The sequence below is a fragment of the Epilithonimonas xixisoli genome (genome assembly GCF_004365655.1).
GTDB lineage: Bacteria > Bacteroidota > Bacteroidia > Flavobacteriales > Weeksellaceae > Epilithonimonas > Epilithonimonas xixisoli.
The window spans coordinates 610,187-629,131 of the sequence record NZ_SOEO01000003.1 but is presented as its reverse complement, the minus strand read 5'-3'; the positions used below and the strand labels follow the sequence as shown (position 1 = coordinate 629,131).

Sequence of the window (18,945 nt, the reverse complement as noted above, 5' to 3'; positions counted from 1 at the left end):
CTTTAAAATTAATACCCTGTATTTTGAGAAAGATTACTATTGAGATTAAGATATTTGTTTGGTATTGGGAATACTTGTCTGTACTCTGGAAGACTGTTTCCATTGATACTACCGCCTTTCCACTGCCAGTTATACCCTGATGTATATTTACCGAAACGAATTAAGTCTTGACGTCTATAACCTTCCCAGTATAATTCTCTTGCACGTTCTGCTAGTATGAAATCAGCATTTAAAGCAGATTGTAAAACAGTTGCAGATCCACCTCTGGTTCTAAGTGCATTGATATAAGTTAATGCATTTGCCATACTACCTTTACCATTTACAACCGCTAATTCTGCGTACATTAAGTAAGCATCTGCCATTCTAAATAAAGGGAAGTCTGCATCTGTAAAATTAAGATCACTTCCGTTTGCTCCAGTAGATGTTTTGTTTGAAAATTTAATTAATTTAGTTCCTTGTTCAAACTTGGAATAATCTGATATAAATTCTGGATCTGTACTGCCTAAAACCTTCATAACTCTTGGATCTGTATTTCCAACGGTTTGCATGAATTCTTGGCGAACTCTAAATCCTTGCCATCCAAAGTCTATTCCTAATGTTGCACCGACTTCATTTGTACAGCTTGCATGGATAAGGTAGGTAGTTCCTCCATATGTTCTAGTTTTAACTCCGTCAAAATTTATTGGAAAAATAATTTCATCTTGAGCTCCATTTGTATTATTATCAGCCTTAAAAAGATTAGAATAAGGAATTTGTGCTACTTTATATGACGATCCAATTACTTTTTCTACCTCTGTTAAAGCTTCAGTACTTTTATCCGCTCCTGTGTATACTTTTGAATTGAGATATAATTTCGCTTTAAGCATCCATACAGCAGCTTTATCAGCTCTACCATACTCGTTCATTTTGGGTGCTGGCAGGTCGGCTTCTAAGGCATTTAATTCAGTAATAACATAATTAAACATAAATTCTCTCGATTGCATAATTGGTTTAGTTCCTAATGCATCATTTTCTGTTGCAAAAGGCATTTTTCCATAAATATCAATTGCGTGATAATAAGTCAATGCTCTTAAAAATCTTGCTTCAGCTCTATAAGTTTTAATTTGATTTTTCAAATCTTCCGAAACACCTCTTGAGCTCAATTTTTCATCTGTCGTTTCTCTTAGATATTCATTCACTAAGCCTACCTGGAAAAACACTCTAGCAAAAAATGCTTCATTGAAGACATTATCCGCATTCCAAGTATTGAAGTTAAGATCTCTAATCGTTGGATTATCACTTTCTCCCCAAGCAATTATCGCTTCATCAGTAGTCAATTCTTGCAATTGCCAATATCCTCGAAGATATTGAGAAAAACCTTCATTTGGTCCACCATCATCTTCAGAGCCTAAATCTGATTGCCCATTTCCCGATTGTTGACCAGTTACGGATAAACCTGCATAGATTTTTGCTAAAAATTGTTTGTATGAAGCTGGATTGGAATAAAATTGCTCCGATGTGTATAGTTCATCATCATTTACAGATACATCAAGATCATTCAAACATGAAGTTGTTGTTAAGAAAAATACGCCTGCAATAGCTAGGTTTCTTAATTTAAATATATTTAGTTTCTTAATTTTCATTTTAAGTAGATTTAAAAATTAGCGTTGATTCCCAAAGTAAACATTCTTGCTCTTGGATAGATAGAGTTATCCATACCATTATTAAATACCTCAGGATCTAAATTTTTGTATTTTGTGATTATCAATACATTTTGAGCAGCACCATACACTCTGAAAGTAGCGTTATTACCCATAAAATTTGTAAAAGTATAACCTACAGTAAGATTATCAAGTTTTAGGAAATTACCATTCTTGATATAGTAATCTGACACTTTATTAGCCTCCGTAAAACGAGTACTATTAAAATCTACTGGTGCATTATTGATATTATTATCTACAGTATTGTTAATATGATTCATTTGAGATCTATCAGCAGAAATCTGATCATATACATAATTACCTAAACTCGCTCTCCATCCCATAGAAAAGTCCCAATGTTTACCAATTGTAGCATTAGTCATTAGCCCCATTGTCACATCAGCTTGCGGTTTTTTGTAATTGTATTTATCCGAAGATGTTATTTCACCATCACCATTTCGATCTACATAAGCACCTTCAACAGGTCTTCCATTGGAGTCATAAACTTGTTGATAAACCCAGAATGCATATGGAGAATAACCTTCTCTAAATGTTTGAACAAAACCACCTAAGCCAACACCTCCTTTATCAACTCCATTAACCTGTAATTCTTTTATCTCCATTTTGTTGTAAGAGACATTATAATTAAAGTTCAAAGAAAAACTCTCATTTCTTACAGCTTTAACATCCAAACCTAGATCAACACCTTTTGATTGTAATTTTCCAATGTTTTGAGGTCCTATAATTCTTAAATTTTCTAATGGTCCTTCTGGTACAATTGATAATAGATCTTTTGTATCCGCCATATAGAAGTCTAGGGTTCCTTTAATTCTGTTATTAGCAAATCCAAAATCCAAACCTAAGTTGTATTTCAAACTCTCTTCCCATTTTAGATTTTCATTATATCCATTTGGCTTAGCAATAAGATAATATTCATTTCCTAATTGATAATACAATGTGGAAGAGACATTATAAGTTTTGAAGTAATCATATCTCCAATTACCAATATCTTGCTGACCAGTTTTACCTACACTAGCTCTAAATTTCAAATCAGAAAGTGTAGAATTACCTTTTAAGAAACTTTCTTCGGAAATCTTCCAAGCAGCAGCAATACCACCAAAGTCTCCCCATCTGTTGTTTTTGCTAAAACGAGAAGATCCGTCTCTTCTATAATTAATTGTAAGTAAGTATTTGTTATCCCAACCAAAATTGAATCTCCCAAAAAATGCTTGAAGGTTCAAATCTGGTTTTGTATCAGGATTATAAAAATTATTCGAAGGATCTAAAGAATACAACAAAGTATTACCCGAACTGGAGCTTATTTTATGATAATTTTGATACTCATAACCTCCCATAGCTTCTAGATTAAACTTTCCAAAAGTCTTTGAATAGTTTAACTGAACATTTCCGTTTTTGTTAAGAATACTTTCATCCGAATAAGAATTTTCTCCATAGAAATTAGGATTACCTCCCGCAACTGAAAAATATCCATTTCTAGAATAAGGATTGGTTGTTACGTGTCCATCCAATTCTTTACTATCAAGTCCAGCATTTACGATTAATCTTAATTCTGGCAAAAAATGAAATTTATATTCCATATTTACGTTTCCAAAGAATCTTCTAAAATTCTGAACATCATGTCTATTTCTAAGCATACTTACAGGGTTACTCACTCCAAAAGTCTTTAAGACACCCGCATCTTCCCTTGTCCATTCTGTATATCCATCAAATGGGGAATTTGCATCATAAACAGGTTTTGTTGGATCGTAAGAAATTGCATTTTTAATAGCATCCTCACTTGCATTATTCTTAAAAGTATAAGAATATGTACCTGTAATATTAAACTTCAAATGGTCATCGAAAAAACTTGGACTTATTGCAAGATTAGCCGTAGTTCTTCTAAATCTTGAAGTCATTAAAAGTCCCGAGTTATCAAGATTATCTATAGAAAAACGGGTTGGCACTTTCCCAAACAAACTTCCAGAAACAGAAGCATTGATGTCAGTAGTTACAGTAGTTCTAAAAATTTCTTTTTGCCAATCAGTATTTGCAGTACCCAGTAAGTAAGCTTTTTCTGGAGCATATTGATTAATAATTTCTCTGAATTGATCCCCAGAGTACACATCAATTTTTTTAGCTAGCGTATTAACTGTTGTAAAAGCATTAAGTGATACTCTCAGTTTTTTACTACCTTTTTTTGTAGTAACTAGAATCACTCCATTAGAACCTCTAGATCCATAAATCGCAGTAGAAGCAGCATCTTTCAAAATAGAGAAAGATTCAATATCATTAGGATTTATGGTAGATAGAGAAACTCCATCTAGAGGCAATCCATCCACAACTAATAATGGATCGTTACTCGCATTTAGAGAAGATCCTCCTCTAATTCTAATAGTTGCTTCACTACCTGGTGTTCCCGATTGGGTAATAACCAAACCAGAAGAACGACCATTTATCAATCCTTCTGCTGTAGTTACCGCACCTTTGTTAAAGTCTTCTGTAGTTAAAGAAGTAATAGATCCCGTAAGATCCGTTTTCTTCTGCTTACCATAACCAATCAGCACAACCTGCTCGATCTCGGTTTCTTTGCTCACCGTATCTGTGGTTTGTTGTGCATGTAGCATTGATCCGAGCAATAAGAATGCAGGAGCAATTTTTAATACATTATAGTTTCTCACAAAAAATAAATTTTTAAGGTTTAATATTATTTTCTTAATTCAGAATTGTACACAATCCCGTTTTGCAATTTATAAAAATTTCATCATTCTGTTAAAATATTTTTAAATTTTTAGATTTTGACGATTTAAATCAGGTCAATTATGATTTATTTTTATTTCAATTAGCTACAAATCAGAAACTTAAAACATTTAACACAATTGCTACAAATGTGAAATTTTAACGTTTTTTTAAACGATTGTTTAGCGTTTTTTACTCCTAAATTAACCAATATTAATCCTATATTAATGAAAAATGAAATTAAAAAAAACAAATGTTAAAATTCTGATTACCGATTTTCGAACGCTTTTTAACATTCGTCATCAATTTAATAAAATCACAACGCCATCGATTTTAAAGCGGAAAGTTGTACTTTTGCAACTCAAAATTTCAATTAAAAAATGTCAAACAGAAAGATGATTACGGCGGCTTTGCCTTATGCAAACGGACCGGTTCATATTGGGCATTTGGCGGGAGTTTATATTCCTGCAGATGTTTACGCAAGATTCCAAAGAAGATCGGGAAAAGATGTAGCTTTTATCTGTGGATCAGATGAGCACGGCATTCCTATTACTATAAGAGCAAAAAAAGAAGGTGTCACGCCTCAAGATATCGTCGATAAATATCACGGAATTATCAAAAAATCTTTCGCAGATTTGGGAATTTCTTTTGATGAATATTCCAGAACGACTTCTAAAAACCACTCTGAAACAAGCCAGGATTTCTTCAAAGTTTTGTACGAGAAAGGCAAATTCACAGAAGAAATGTCTGAGCAATACTTTGACGAGCAAGCCAATGAATTCTTGGCAGATCGATATATCGTTGGAACTTGCCCGAATTGTGGTAACGACAATGCTTACGGCGACCAATGTGAAAAATGTGGTTCTACTCTTTCGCCATCAGAATTGATCAATCCAAAATCTATGTTGAGTGGAAATGTCCCTATTCTTAAGGAAACCAAAAACTGGTATTTACCTTTAAATGAATATGAAGATTTTCTAAACGAATGGATTATCGAAGGTCATAAAGATGACTGGAAACCCAACGTTTATGGCCAGGTAAAATCTTGGTTGAATGACGGTTTGAAACCTCGTGCAATGACCAGAGATTTGAATTGGGGCGTTCCCGTTCCACTTCCAAATGCAGACGGAAAAGTGCTTTACGTTTGGTTTGACGCACCAATCGGATACATTTCTTTTACTAAAGAATGGGCAGAGAAAAACGGAAAAGACTGGAAAGATTACTGGCAAAGCGAAGAATCAGATTTGGTTCACTTCATCGGAAAAGACAATATTGTTTTCCATTGCATCATTTTCCCGGCGATGATGAAGGCTCACGGCGATTTCAAAATGCCAAAAAATGTTCCCGCTTTCGAATTTTTGAACCTTGAAAACGATAAAATTTCAACTTCCAGAAACTGGGCTGTTTGGGCGCACGAATATGTAGAAGATTTCCCAGGACAGCAGGATGTTTTGCGTTATGCATTACTTTCTTCAGCTCCGGAAACGAAAGATAATAACTTTACTTGGAAAGATTTCCAGACTAAGAATAATTCTGAGTTGGTGGGAATTTTCGGAAACTTCATCAACAGAGTTGCGGTTTTGATTCACAAATACTATGATGGAATTGTTCCTCAACGTGATATTAATGCTCCTGAATTAGGAGAAATCAATAAATCAGCGAAAGAAATTTCAGGTTTCTTGGAAAACTATGAATTTAGAAATTCTTTGACGGCTTTGATGAATTTGGCACGTTTCGGAAATCAATATTTGCAGACAGAAGAGCCTTGGAAAACCATAAAGGACAATCCTGAAAAAGCAGCACATTCTTTATTTGTTGGTGCTCAGATTGCTGTTGCATTAGCACAGTTGTGCGAACCGTTTATGCCTTTCAGTTCTGAGAAATTATTGACGATGTTCAATATTCAAAAATCAGATTGGAATGATGTGGAAACTAATTCTGTATTGATAGAAACCGGACATCAAATCAACGAAGCGTCTCTTCTTTTCTCAAAAATTGAAGATGACGTAATTGAAGCTCAAATTCAGAAATTAGAAAATACAAAGCAATCCAACAAAAAAACAAATCCTAACGCCAATCCAATGAAAGAAGAAATCCAATTTGATGATTTTTCTAAAATCGACCTTAGAACAGCTACCATTTTAACAGCTGAAAAAGTAGAGAAAGCAGACAAACTTCTGAAATTCACGGTTGATACAGGCGTTGATGTAAGAACAGTCGTTTCTGGTGTTGCAGAAAGTTTTTCTCCTGAAGAATTGATTGGAAAACAAGTAATGATTTTGCTAAATCTTGCGCCAAGAAAAATCCGAGGAATCGAATCTCAAGGGATGTTTTTGCTAACCACAAAGCCAGACGGAAAATTATCTTTCGTAACGCCGGATGAAACTGTGGAAAACGGAATTGAAATAGGATAATTCTAAAATTAAAAATATACAGATGGGCATTTTCGAGTGCCCATTTTTTATAATTTATGGTCAATCGAAATGTTTTAAAAAAGCTTTCTGATTCTGAACTGGAAAAATATTTGAAGGAAGACAGCCGCTTTGTTCCCGAAGCTGTTCAGATAGCTTTTGAAATTTTAGAGGAACGAGGCAGGATTTTTTCCGATGAAGACACACTTCGAATTAAGGAAATTATTCTAAATAAAAAAGACAGTCAAGAAACGGAAAAGATTGAAAAACAGGAAATAGGAAAAGATCATATCACAGAAGATCCAAATGCAATCATGCTTCACTCACGCGGAGTAATCTTATTTTTTGGAGTTTTCTTCGGCTTTATCTCTGGAGCGCTTTTATTGAGTTTCAATTGTTTCAAAATAAAAAAATACAAAGACGGAATCGGAATTATCATACTTGGAATCCTGTTTTCTATCTTGCAACACTTTGGGATTCCTTTGATGCATCAGATAAAAACAAATAACCACATTACAAGTTACAGACTCAGTCCTGAAGTGTTTTTCACTATTTTAGGTTTTTTGATACTTTATTTCATTTGGATAGAAACAATCAAAAAACTTCCATACAGACCAGATTCTTTAGTAATTCCCACGATTATAGGTTTACTCGCATCATTCTTAATTTATATTAATTATAATGGCTTTTTGCCTTCTTACTTTCTGGTAGGCTTATTAAAATAAGGATACTTCTCGATATTTTTCTTCATAATTTCACTGTTCTACTGTTCAAAAAATTTTCATTTTATATCACTCTCATTAGATTTATCTATTTGCAATTGATCTTAGTTGTGGCAATATTTCCCTAACTTGTCTATTCTAAAAATAGTAAGACAAGGTAATGACAAATAGAGATTTTAATTTCCATCAAGGCTTTACTTTCAGCAAACATATACCTGAAGAAATATCCAATTTCGACAGGGTTTTTGGCATTTTCAAAGATTTGTTGACGCATACTTCCGGCGATATCGAAGAAGCTTTCAGTTGGCTCGATATGCTTGATAAAGAATACGATATTTTCACAGACGACTACACGTTGGAAGATTTCGAAGAAGATTTGAAAAAGCGAGGTTACATCAAAGAAGAAGATCCGGAAGACGGAAACACTGGAACGGGAAAAGGCAAGAATATTCTTACCGCAAAACTGGAAGCTGCCCTGCGACAATACGCATTGGATCAAATCTTTGGTAAGTTGAAAAAAAGCGGCATCGGAAATCACAGAACTACAAAATCCGGCGTGGGCGACGAGCGCGATGGTGAAAACCGAAACTTCCAATATGGTGATGATCTCTCCACCGTGAATATGACCGAGAGTTTAAAAAATGCCCAAATCAACCACGGAATTTCTGATCTTCGGATGACAGAGGACGACCTCATAGTGGAAGAAACCAAACACAAAGCGCAGATGAGCACGGTTTTGATGATCGACATCAGCCACTCGATGATTCTCTACGGCGAAGACCGAATCACACCAGCCAAAAAAGTGGCGATGGCTTTGGTAGAATTAATAAAAAGAAAATATCCGAAAGATTCCATAGACATCATTGTTTTCGGGAACGAAGCCTGGCCAATCCAGATCAAGGATTTACCTTATCTACAGGTCGGTCCATATCACACCAATACCGTTGCGGGACTGGAATTAGCGATGGACATTCTCCGCAGAAAACGAAATACGAACAAGCAAATCTTTATGATTACCGACGGAAAACCAAGTTGTCTGAAACTTCCAACCGGCGAATATTATATGAACAGCGTGGGTCTGGATGAAAAAATAGTTTCTGAGTGCCTCAACAAGGCAGCACAAGCCAGAAAACTGAAAATCCCCATCACCACTTTTATGATTGCGCAGGATCCTTACCTCAGACAATTTGTAAAAGCTTTCACAGCTCAAAACAAAGGAAAAGCCTTTCTGACTGGACTTTCCGATTTGGGGCAAATGATTTTTGAGGATTACGAAAAAAATAGAATTAAAAGGATTTAAGAAAAAGTAAATATTCTCTCGCTGATTTTACAAATTTTGCAGATTAATTTTAAACTAAATAATTTGCGTAATCTGACCAATCTGCGAGAATTAAAAACATTATTAATTAGTAAAAGAAATGAAGAACGATACAACATTCAAAGAATTAAAACAATCGGGATACACAGATAAAACCATCAATCAGGAAATCCAAGCGAATCTGATTGCAAAAATCAAAGCTAAAGAACCAGTGTTCGAAGGACTTTGGGGTTACGAAGACACTGTGATTCCACAATTGAAAAAAGCAATCTTGGCTGGACATCACATCAATCTTTTGGGATTGCGCGGACAGGCAAAAACCAGAATTGCCAGAAGTATGGTTAACCTTTTAGACGAATATATGCCAATTGTCAAAGGCTCCGAAATCAATGACAGTCCATTTCAGCCGATTTCAAAATTCGCTAGAGATGTGATTGCTGAGTTGGGGGATGAAACGCCAATTTCTTGGGTTCATCGTTCGGAGAGATTCTTTGAAAAACTGGCGACTCCAGACGTGAATGTCGCCGATTTGATTGGAGATATCGACCCCATCAAAGCAGCAACTTTAAAATTACCTTATTCCGACGAACGTGTTCTACATTACGGAATGATTCCGAGAGCGAACCGTTCGATTTTTGTTTTAAATGAATTACCGGATTTGCAGGCGAGAATTCAGGTTTCTTTGTTTAATATTTTGCAGGAAGGCGATGTTCAAATCCGAGGTTTCCAATTGAGAATGCCTTTGGATATTCAGTTTGTGTTTACAGCAAATCCTGAAGATTACACCAACAGAGGAAGTATTGTAACTCCGTTGAAGGATAGAATTGGTTCTCAGATTTTCACACATTATCCGAAAACCATCGCATTAGCAAGACAAATTACGGAGCAGGAAGCGTTGATTTCTGAAGATGATAAAGCAAAAATCCAAGTTCCGGATTTGGCGAGAAACCTTTTGGAAGAAGTCGCTTTTGCCGCCAGAGAGAGTGAATACGTCGATGCCAAAAGCGGCGTTAGTGCAAGATTAACCATTAGCGCAATGGAAAATCTTATTGCTGCTGCGAAACTGAGATTATTAGAATCTGATTCTGATAAAACCAATATTCGTTTGTTGGATTTTATGTCGATTATTCCATCCATCACAGGTAAGATCGAATTGGTTTATGAAGGCGAACAAGAAGGTGCGGATTATGTTGCCAAAATCTTGATTGATGATGCAGTGATGGTTCAGTTTGAAAGTCTCTTCCCTCGAGTTTCCAAATTAGAAAAAGAAGGCCTGAAAACACCTTATACTGATATCATCCAATGGTTCAACAACAATCATCTGGAACTAAACTATTCTGACACTGACAAAGAATTCTACAAAAAGCTAGACAGTATTAAACCTTTGACAACTTTGATTGAAGAAAACGTCCCAGAATTAGACAACAACGATAAAAACTTCTGCAAAGAATTGGTATTATGGGCTTTGACCATCAGTAAGAAATTGGATAAGTCTGAGAATGCTTCTGCCTTTAGTTTTGAATCTGCTGGGATTGGGCAGTTTTTTAGGAGTTAATTAGTAAATTAAAAAAACAGCCTGCAAGATTAATTTTGCAGGCTGGTTTTTATTGAAAAATTATAGATTTATTCTTTGATTATTTTAAAGCTTTTTACTTCTTTATCCGTTTCTAAAGTCACCACATAAGCACCTTTTTGCAGTTTGCTCACATTGATTTCTTTGGCTGCTTTTTTCGTAAGCATCTGTCTTCCGCTTGCATCATAGATTGTAATAGTTTTCACACTCTCTCCATTATTTTGGATGTGGAGAATGTCTTTTACTGGGTTTGGGTAGATGCTTATTTTGTTCAATTTCGTTAATGATTCGTTCGTAGACAAGGTTGTTCCAGTTGTAAATGTTGAATAAGAAGTCTGTGTAAGAATATTATTATTTAAATCCTTCAAAACATTTGGTTTGATACGAACATAATATTGTTTATTTGGCTCCAAAATAGAATTAGGTTTTATCTTAATGATATTATTATCTATCGTAGCTGTAAAACCTAAAGTCTTTTTTTCTGTTTTGTTACTTGGTGAATTGTTAGATTTGATAGTTTTATTTTCTGTATCATCTTCGGAAACAGCAACATTTTTACCTTCACCTGTACTTTTGTTCGATCCCGTTTTAAAATTATACATCATTTGAGTGGCGAAAGAATTATTTGCTAAATCTTTCACTACATTGGGTTTTACAATTAGATACAAATAATCACTATTTGGATAAATCTCATCGGTTGATATAATTGTAAAAGTATATGTAAACGGGTCATATATGGTATCAAATGAAAGTCCCATTGGAAGCATCCCTTGCTTAAGCTCAAAAAGCGGATGTACAGAAGTAGTATTTCCAATCTCTGTGCAATTGGCATATCTGATGGCTTCACTAAATTGAACTGTAGCTGTAAACGCAGTAGAAACTGTAGAACCATCTGCAGGACTAACTACCGCTGTAGGAAACACAAAATCTTCTACAAGATAATTACCAAAATCTAGTATACTTATAATATTGATATTGTTGAGAGGCGTTCCATCAATTAATACATATGCATTACTGAAACCTACTTCTATATCCGTATTCATTGGAACATTAGTAATACAACTAGTTGGATAATAAGAAATTGTTGTAGGAATAGGATTACCATCCAAAGAAAAATTATCAAATCTATGACTACCCGAGTTGCCAGAGAGAAACTCTACTTTTAATTTAAAGTTTGGATTATTCTTTACGTTCGCAACATTCTTAAAATTCAAAGTGATGAGCTGTGGATTTATATTCTGAACCGTTACAGACTGAAAGACATTATAGGTACTTCCATCTGTCGTGTAGGACCATCGTTGTACGCCGCTGGACATATCTGCAACACGTGTTGCGAATTTTACAACAATATTTTCAAAAAGCGTTGTAGGAAGAGAAAAAACCAAAGAACCCGAAGTCGGACTATTGTAGCGAAGGTGAGTCCCAGATACATCGCCATTTCGTGCATTTAAATTCTGAACATTGAAATTCTGTCCAGTTCCTCCGTTGAAATTTACAACACCACTTCCCGCAGAAATCAATGATGCTCCACCAACAAGAGATACATTTGGATTTGAAATACTTTCAAGAGTTGAATTATTGTTAAAATTCCAATAATGAACCAACTTTTGAGCTTTCATTGCTACTGTAAGCAACAAGAGCAAAACTGTAATTTTAGTTTTCATAATCTTATTTTATTTACAAACCGAACAGTAATTTGTCCATCCACAATCATTGCAAACGCGGCAATTGGCTTGATTGAAGTAATCTGCTTCGTTGCAACCGTAGATTTTAGCAAAATATTCTTGAGCTTTTTGGCATTTTTCGCTACCTTTTGGTATTGGAACCGTACTCTTCGTTCCAGATGGACAGGTGAATGTGTAATCGTAACCTGGTTTTTCATTTGTTGTAGTAGCTTCAACCTCCTCCTCTTCTTCAAGCATGTCACAAGAATAATTAAAGGTCAATAGTGTAAAACATAAAAAAATGGTTCGGAGAAATTGTTTTGTTTTCATAATGTATAATTTAGTTTACTACAAATCTATATCAATTCAAAGCCATAAAAAATAACCCAAAAGAGGTATTTTTAACGGATAATTAAGATTGAAAAATCATTACAAAACCGTCAAAAACCTCAGCAACAAAAGCATTTTAGTAGTATTTGAGGTTTGTCGAAAATATACTGAGGTTTCGCACCCATCTCTTCTGGTGAGGTGCGTATCCTGACACGTGTCTTAGTAGTTCGGAGCCGTGGTTTGGCATTCGGTTGGCGTCTGGCGGAGGTCGGTTGGCGTTGGCAGACCTTAAGTTTGGGGTTCCGGATGTCTCGGATGGGGTGAGAGACCGCAACCTTGAGGTAAAAAACAAGTCGGTTGCGGTAAGACTACCACAACCGACTATTAAATAACGTATCGGAAGGTCTGTTTTAGTTCTCCGGATCTTTCGGGGTGTCCTTCGCTGGGGTTTTGGAGAAGAATTGTTTTAGTTCATTCATCTTGTTTTCAAAACCATCGGCGGCGCCGGTACCAGCCATGTAGCAGGTGTAGGCGTAGTCTGTAAGTGCCGCTTGGTAATTGTCGTAATCATGCAGAATCTTGGCATTTTTCAGTTTGATGATCAGACTTTCCAGACGGCTGATGATGTTTTCCATCCCCAATCGGCTGGTGTGGTCTTTCTCAAACTCTGACCAGTCCACCTGCGCAGTGTCCAGCTGAGATTGGTTTTGATGAAAGTCACTCACTTTGTTCACGAAGAGCTTATTCTGCTCGTTGATGCTTCCATACTTTTTGCGGTCTTCTGGCGTCAGCGTGACATTGATGGGTTGAAGTGCATTTTCCAGTTCTGCTACAGAATCCTTGGCAGCGGTAATTTGTGCCACAGAGAGATGCGTGTTGTTTAGATTTGTGATTGGCATTTGTGTATGTTTTTTAATGCGAAATTATCATACCAGCTCGTCCAGTATTTGATTTTAAAATTAATAAAATTTAATATTAAAAAATAAATTATCCTCATTTTATTATCATTAACACAACTAATCATCATCAATAAGGTTTAAAAATGAAAAATATTCAATATTATTTTTAATGAAAAATTAATCATATTCGTAAAAAAAACACACTCAAGAGCATGTTTTTTGATTATGATTATATAAAATCTATTTTTAAAAAATTCCCTGCTGAATACAATTTTTAATCAGCTGAGCCGTATTGTTGCATTCTGTCTTTTCCAGAATATTGCTTCTGTGCTTTTTGACGGTGTGAGGACTGATGGATAGCAGGATTGCAATCTGCTCATTGCTATTGCCGTCACTTATTAATCGGATGATATCAATTTCTCTTTTGGAGAGTTCTATCCGGCTGTTATTTTTGTCCTCTAGGCTTAGATTCATATAAGAAGGCTCACCATTGAGGCCAATGAGAGAAATCTTGTAGGTATTCTGATGACTGAGATGGTCTATCTGGGTGTGAATGTTGAGCGATTTTCCGGTAAGTCCATCCCCGCTCATAGACAGCATAATCGCCTGATGATTGAGCAGTTTGTACTTTCCATCCTTCATTTTGCTTCGGAAGCTGTAACTCATTTTGTAATTCAGAAGCTTGTCTTTTCCTAATTTTTCATAAAAAAATTGGGTAATAAATGCCTCTGCCTGCACTACGAATTCCAAATCATCGGGATGTATGGTTTCCAGTATCAAATCCAATGACAACGGGCCAGTCTGAAAATCATGAATATCATAAATACTAGGACTGATACTTGAAAGACTCAAGTCAAAAAAATCAATGATGTAATAATAAAATGGACCGGTGGAAATAATGGAATTAATCAAATCATCAAACCCAATTTGATCCGACGCCTGCAAGTCTTTTGAACGGCTGAGAGACCACACATCGTGCAGTTTTTGAATGCTAGTGGTGTTTTTTTCCAAAGTTTTAGTTTTAAGTAAATATAACAATTGAAATCAATATGATAAAATTAATTAGATATTAATTTTAAATCAACAACAATATCAACCAAACAAAACCGATATTTTAAAATTAACATCATAAAACAATTAAAACCCCAATGGTGATACCAATCTGAAAAGCAAAGCCCCGCTTTGAAAACAAAACAGGACTTCGCAAGTAAAAACAAAGGTTAACTTTTATATTACAGGCCCAGCGGCGTCTTTTATTTCTTCTAATAATCTCTTTCTCTCCCGCAATCTTCTTCTTGCAATCACAGATTTTCCGCTTACCAATCTAATCAATCTTGGATATTTGAATTTCTCTTCACCGAAATGATGTGTCAAAACGAACAACAAAACTCCGAAACCAGCCACAATAATATATCCGAAAATTTTCTTATTGGCTGCAAGAATCGCATTGAGCTGAATGCTTTTTAAATTGGTTGAAAGGTTTTGAGAAGTCAATGTCATTCCGTCTAAATAGACTGCTAAATCACCAAGACTCTCAACCTGAAACTGATATTGAAACCACGAAAACAAAGCGGAGAAAAATCCTACTGCAAGGAACGTTCGCCATACCAAAACCAATCCGATAGCGGCCAACATATCATCTAATTCCAATTTATCTAAAGTGTAATACCAAACGGAAATAAAAAGCGAGCCCATCCCGAAACCTTTCAAGAACATCGGTAAATACCAGTTTTCATAATTGAATTCCAACACCATCGAAAAGTACATTATGATCGTATATCCCAGCATTGCTGAAAATCCTGAGAAGATGAACATTTTGAGCGGTTTTTCTTTTTTAAACCAGAAAACTGCGACAATTCCTGCCAAAATTAAGCCCGGAATCATCATCAGACTGAGTTTCGCATTGGTCAATTGGTCATAACCTAAAACGCCAACTGAAAATATATTCTGAATGGAAGTTGTTCCTAAAAACATCCCCAGACAAAATAGCATAAATAATCCGTTCTGAACATTACTTCGGGTAAATATTTTGAAAGACAGATAAGGTCTTTTCAAAGTCAGCTGTCGAATTGCCAATAGTGCAAAACTGACGAATGCTGCGATACTTACATTGATGATTTTGGTTGAATTCAGCCAATCCTGTTGTTTACCAAATGAAAAAACATAAGCGGAAAACATAAACGTAGAAACGAATAATAAAATGCTTAACCAATCGATGTAATGCAACGGAACTTTTATAGCAAAATATTTATCGTGCATAAAAATCCAGCAAATCAAAGCCATCACAAAACACTGAATCGCTGCGATGATGAAAAACTGTTGCCAATTGTAAAGTATGGAAATCTCTACCGCATAATAACTTGAAATCTGATTCAACGTCAAAACGAAAGTGTAAAACACCCCGTAAAAAATTCCTCTTCCGCCCATCATCGCCATCAAAGGCAGAAACAGCTCGATGGTAATCATCATTTTTAAAAATCCGATAATCAAAGCACTGACGATAATAATTGCAGGTTCCATTGTAGAACCGTTGATGTAACTCAGCAATCCTAAAAGCACGAGTAAAAGCACGACTTTATTACGGACTTTATATCTCATTTTGAATCTGAGAACAACCGGCATACAAGCGCCCATCCCGATGGTGGTGGCATAATTTGCCCACAAAAAATATTCGGTAAGTTGTCCCGTTCCGCTTACCATAAAGCTAATATTCCCCGTGTAAACACCTCCCAAAGGCATCACGGCTGTGAGAAGCAAAACTATGATTAACAGCTGAACAGGTTTGGGAACCCAATCACTGAAAAGACCTTTGTTGTACATAACGTTGTTGGATGCTGGAAGTTGGATGTCAGATGTTACTTCCATCATCCTTCTTCCAGCCATTTATTTAATATTTACATTCATATTCATTCCCGCACTCAATTTTGCTACATCTTCTTTTTTGTTGGAATCTGTAAACTCGATTCTTACCGGAATTCTCTGTTGAACTTTGATGAAATTTCCTGTAGAATAATCTGTTGGAACGCTGGAATATCTTGAACCTGTTGCCGCAGAAACCGCAGTGACTGTTCCTTCAAACTGTTTTCCGCCTAACGCATCGGCAGTCATCATTATCTTTTGTCCGATTTTGATATTTGGCATTTGACTTTCCAAAAAGTTGGCGGTTACCCATTTTTGATTGTTCAAAACGATGGTTCCAACCTGTTGTCCCGGCTGGATGAGCTGACCTTCCGAAATCATTCTTCTTCCCATCACACCGTCGTAAGGTGCAATAATTACCGTATAAGAAAGATTGATTTTCGCCATATCCAAAGCCGATTTTGTTCTTTTGATTTCTGCATCGTTGATTCCTAATTTAGATTTCACCTCGGTCGTTGAAAGATTTGCCGATTGCTTTTGGTTGACTAATGTTTCGTAAGCTGCTTTTTGCGCATCGTATTCGGTTTTCATTTGGTCGTATTGCTGTCTTGTCACAGCTTCTGAAGCCAATAAATTTTTGTATCGGTTTAAGTTTTGTTCGGCATTCCAAAGTCTGGCTTTTGCTCCAGCAATATTAGATTCTATTACGCTTACGTTATTAGAAACAGTGTTCACAGATGAACTTGTTGCTGACCTTTGAGCCATTGCATTTTGATAAGCCGCTTCCGCCTGACCAAGCTGTGTCAGAATTTCTCTGTCATCTAGAATCACCAAAGTATCGCCTTTTTTCACCTGTTGGTGTTCGATAAATTTAATTTCCTTAATGTAAGCCGAAACTCTCGTATTGATTGGATTAATAAATTCCTCCACCTGAGCGGCTTCCGTATAAGTTTTGTCGCCGATGTGAAAGTACTGACGAACCAACCAATACAATCCGAAACCAATCACCGCAAAAACGATAACGTTTGAAATGATGGCTCTGATTTTATTCTTTTTATTTTGTTTTTTCTTAGCTTCTGCGCTTGAAACCACAGGTTTTGTATCTTGAGTATTTTGTTCCTTGTTTTCCATTATCTTGATTTTCAGTTTTAAATAATTTTTGTATTGACTTAATTTAAACGCAAAGATTTCATTTTGAAAGTGATGATTTCTAAGTGTGCAAAGGCAAATAAATTTGCTATGCGAAGCTTGTACATTAGCTTCATAAAATCAACTTTGTTGATTGATCTTTGCCCACTAAATCAAATTTTCAATAACCTAAAAACTTTGCGTTAAAAATTTTTGACTATTCCGGTGTTAAAGCGTTCCCGTTGATTTCAAAAGATTGTAATATTGATAAAGCACATTGATTTCTGCATTGGCAAAGTCTAATTCCGACTGCAGTTTTTGGTTTTGCGCATCAATCATTTCTGCCTGAACAGCCAATTGATTCAGATATTTGGCTTCTGTAATTTTGTAGTTTTCGTCGGCCAGATTTTTAGCATCATTCAGAATTTCTGCCTGCTGAATCGCTTCCTGATATTTTGTGTAGGCCGCATTCACCGCCATATCAAGATTCTGCTGTACCAAAGTCATCGCATCATTCGCCTGATTTTTCTGTAGTTCACCAAGCTTTACTCTTTCTTTGGTTTTATATAAATTATCGATATTGTAACTCAAAGAAACGCCACCTTGCCAACCGCTGGAATACATATCCAGAACAGGATTTCTCGTCGTAATCGGTCTTTGCAGAGTATAACCTCCAAAACCTGCGAGCGTTGGCATTTTATCGGTTTTAATGATTTCGATATTTTTATCGGCAACTGCAATGTTGGTTTTTGCTGATTTCATCTGAGGATTACTGTCGTGAGCGAGATTAAGATAATAATCCATTCCGATTCCAGTTTCCTTGTTTCCTAAATCTTCTACAGGAACAATCTGTGTTTTAGAATTTAAACCTAAAGCAATGTTTAGATTATAATTAAGGATTTTTTTGTTGTTGACTAAGGCTAAAATTCCCTGGTCAAGGTTTTTGATGTTCAATTCTCCGCGGATGATTTCGTTTCTAGTAATCATCCCTTGTTTATAAAAATCGTTGATGTTTTTTAATCTTTCCTGAGCCAATTTTTTGTTGTTCTGAAAAACTTTTTCCTGATTGATGATTTTATAAATATCTAAATAATTTGAAATCACCAGGAACTTCACATCCTGTTTATTTTTCTCTAAATCCAATTCAGAAAGTTGTTCACGAAGTCCAGCCAATTCAATAGACTTATTAACTAATCCTCCTTTAAAAATCAATTGATTTGCCTGAACCGCATACGAACTCCCGTAATGTGGCATCGGAATCGTTGTTGAATTGGAAAAATCTTTGTCGATTGCCACCACATTTCCCAAGTAAAATTGACTTGTAGAAGCGGTGATTGTAGGAAGTTTCTGAAGTTTTATAATATCGATCTGCTGTTTTGCAATGTCGATATTTTGGGCAGAAACTTTGATTTGCTGATGATTCTGAATTGCCAAATTGGCAACTTCATCTGCTGTCATCTGTTTTATTTCTTGTGAAAAAAACAGCGCAGGAAAAAGACCTATCAAAACTGATAGTGCTGTTTTTATGTTCTTAACCATTTTACCTTGTTTTACAGATGCAAAGTTATGGCGATAACAAATTCAAACAAATGTTTGAATTTTGGAAAAAGATGTTCAAATGTAGGA

At 35.6% G+C, this 18,945-nt stretch carries 14 protein-coding genes; 4 read left to right on the top strand and 10 right to left on the bottom strand.

Annotated features, from left to right (window positions below):
• Window positions 1-8: 8 nt before the first annotated feature.
• The gene (locus tag B0I22_RS14840; RefSeq protein WP_133946173.1) at window positions 9-1,622 is read right to left on the bottom strand and encodes a RagB/SusD family nutrient uptake outer membrane protein; all 1,614 of its coding nucleotides are present in this window, start codon (window positions 1,620-1,622) and stop codon (window positions 9-11) included.
• 11 nt (window positions 1,623-1,633) lie between these two features.
• Window positions 1,634-4,357 carry a SusC/RagA family TonB-linked outer membrane protein gene (locus tag B0I22_RS14835; RefSeq protein ID WP_133946171.1) on the bottom strand — a complete coding sequence of 908 codons (2,724 nt, stop codon included), beginning with the start codon at window positions 4,355-4,357 and terminating at the stop codon, window positions 1,634-1,636.
• A gap of 438 nt (window positions 4,358-4,795) precedes the next feature.
• Here B0I22_RS14835 and metG point away from each other — a divergent pair, with 438 nt between their 5' ends.
• From metG to B0I22_RS14815, 4 genes are all read left to right on the top strand, one after another.
• Window positions 4,796-6,829, top strand: a complete 2,034-nt coding sequence (gene metG, locus B0I22_RS14830; protein ID WP_133946169.1) for a methionine--tRNA ligase — start codon at window positions 4,796-4,798, stop codon at window positions 6,827-6,829.
• Window positions 6,830-6,885: 56 nt separating this feature from the next.
• The gene (locus B0I22_RS14825; RefSeq protein WP_133946168.1) at window positions 6,886-7,551 is read left to right on the top strand and encodes a hypothetical protein; all 666 of its coding nucleotides are present in this window, start codon (window positions 6,886-6,888) and stop codon (window positions 7,549-7,551) included.
• Between the two features lie 157 nt (window positions 7,552-7,708).
• Window positions 7,709-8,848 carry a vWA domain-containing protein gene (locus tag B0I22_RS14820; protein ID WP_133946166.1) on the top strand — a complete coding sequence of 380 codons (1,140 nt, stop codon included), beginning with the start codon at window positions 7,709-7,711 and terminating at the stop codon, window positions 8,846-8,848.
• 118 nt (window positions 8,849-8,966) lie between these two features.
• Complete coding sequence (locus B0I22_RS14815) at window positions 8,967-10,421, top strand: sigma 54-interacting transcriptional regulator (RefSeq protein WP_133946165.1); 1,455 nt, start codon at window positions 8,967-8,969, stop codon at window positions 10,419-10,421.
• Between the two features lie 68 nt (window positions 10,422-10,489).
• Here the strand turns inward: B0I22_RS14815 and B0I22_RS14810 are convergent, their stop codons facing one another.
• The 8 genes from B0I22_RS14810 to B0I22_RS14775 form a co-directional block, all read right to left on the bottom strand.
• Window positions 10,490-12,103 (bottom strand): T9SS type A sorting domain-containing protein, encoded by a 1,614-nt coding sequence (locus B0I22_RS14810; RefSeq protein ID WP_133946163.1) that lies wholly within the window; start codon window positions 12,101-12,103, stop codon window positions 10,490-10,492.
• A gap of 9 nt (window positions 12,104-12,112) precedes the next feature.
• Entirely contained in the window at window positions 12,113-12,361 is a 249-nt protein-coding gene (locus B0I22_RS14805; protein ID WP_133946161.1) for a hypothetical protein, read from the bottom strand.
• Window positions 12,362-12,569: 208 nt separating this feature from the next.
• Window positions 12,570-12,767 (bottom strand): hypothetical protein, encoded by a 198-nt coding sequence (locus tag B0I22_RS14800; RefSeq protein WP_133946160.1) that lies wholly within the window; start codon window positions 12,765-12,767, stop codon window positions 12,570-12,572.
• Window positions 12,768-12,843: 76 nt separating this feature from the next.
• Window positions 12,844-13,332, bottom strand: a complete 489-nt coding sequence (locus tag B0I22_RS14795; protein WP_133946158.1) for a hypothetical protein — start codon at window positions 13,330-13,332, stop codon at window positions 12,844-12,846.
• A 246-nt stretch (window positions 13,333-13,578) separates the two neighbouring features.
• Window positions 13,579-14,343: a response regulator transcription factor gene (locus tag B0I22_RS14790; protein ID WP_133946157.1), complete on the bottom strand. Its 765-nt coding sequence runs from the start codon at window positions 14,341-14,343 to the stop codon at window positions 13,579-13,581.
• Window positions 14,344-14,559: 216 nt separating this feature from the next.
• Window positions 14,560-16,215, bottom strand: a complete 1,656-nt coding sequence (locus tag B0I22_RS14785) for an MFS transporter (protein ID WP_246022249.1) — start codon at window positions 16,213-16,215, stop codon at window positions 14,560-14,562.
• Window positions 16,216-17,322, bottom strand: a complete 1,107-nt coding sequence (locus B0I22_RS14780; RefSeq protein ID WP_133946155.1) for an HlyD family secretion protein — start codon at window positions 17,320-17,322, stop codon at window positions 16,216-16,218.
• A gap of 225 nt (window positions 17,323-17,547) precedes the next feature.
• On the bottom strand, window positions 17,548-18,858 hold the full coding sequence (locus tag B0I22_RS14775; protein ID WP_133946154.1) for a TolC family protein: 1,311 nt from the start codon (window positions 18,856-18,858) through the stop codon (window positions 17,548-17,550).
• Between the last annotated feature and the right edge of the window lie 87 nt (window positions 18,859-18,945).

What these genes read in the sequence shown, in the direction of transcription:
- B0I22_RS14805 (WP_133946161.1), bottom strand. Translation starts at nt 12,361, where the DNA reads ATGCTTGAAGAAGAGGAGGAGGTTGAAGCTACTACAACAAATGAAAAA.
- metG (WP_133946169.1), top strand. Translation starts at nt 4,796, where the DNA reads ATGTCAAACAGAAAGATGATTACGGCGGCTTTGCCTTATGCAAACGGA.
- B0I22_RS14820 (WP_133946166.1), top strand. Translation starts at nt 7,709, where the DNA reads ATGACAAATAGAGATTTTAATTTCCATCAAGGCTTTACTTTCAGCAAA.
- B0I22_RS14825 (WP_133946168.1), top strand. Translation starts at nt 6,886, where the DNA reads ATGGTCAATCGAAATGTTTTAAAAAAGCTTTCTGATTCTGAACTGGAA.
- B0I22_RS14780 (WP_133946155.1), bottom strand. Translation starts at nt 17,322, where the DNA reads ATGGAAAACAAGGAACAAAATACTCAAGATACAAAACCTGTGGTTTCA.
- B0I22_RS14785 (WP_246022249.1), bottom strand. Translation starts at nt 16,215, where the DNA reads ATGGCTGGAAGAAGGATGATGGAAGTAACATCTGACATCCAACTTCCA.
- B0I22_RS14810 (WP_133946163.1), bottom strand. Translation starts at nt 12,103, where the DNA reads ATGAAAACTAAAATTACAGTTTTGCTCTTGTTGCTTACAGTAGCAATG.
- B0I22_RS14795 (WP_133946158.1), bottom strand. Translation starts at nt 13,332, where the DNA reads ATGCCAATCACAAATCTAAACAACACGCATCTCTCTGTGGCACAAATT.
- B0I22_RS14775 (WP_133946154.1), bottom strand. Translation starts at nt 18,858, where the DNA reads ATGGTTAAGAACATAAAAACAGCACTATCAGTTTTGATAGGTCTTTTT.
- B0I22_RS14815 (WP_133946165.1), top strand. Translation starts at nt 8,967, where the DNA reads ATGAAGAACGATACAACATTCAAAGAATTAAAACAATCGGGATACACA.
- B0I22_RS14840 (WP_133946173.1), bottom strand. Translation starts at nt 1,622, where the DNA reads ATGAAAATTAAGAAACTAAATATATTTAAATTAAGAAACCTAGCTATT.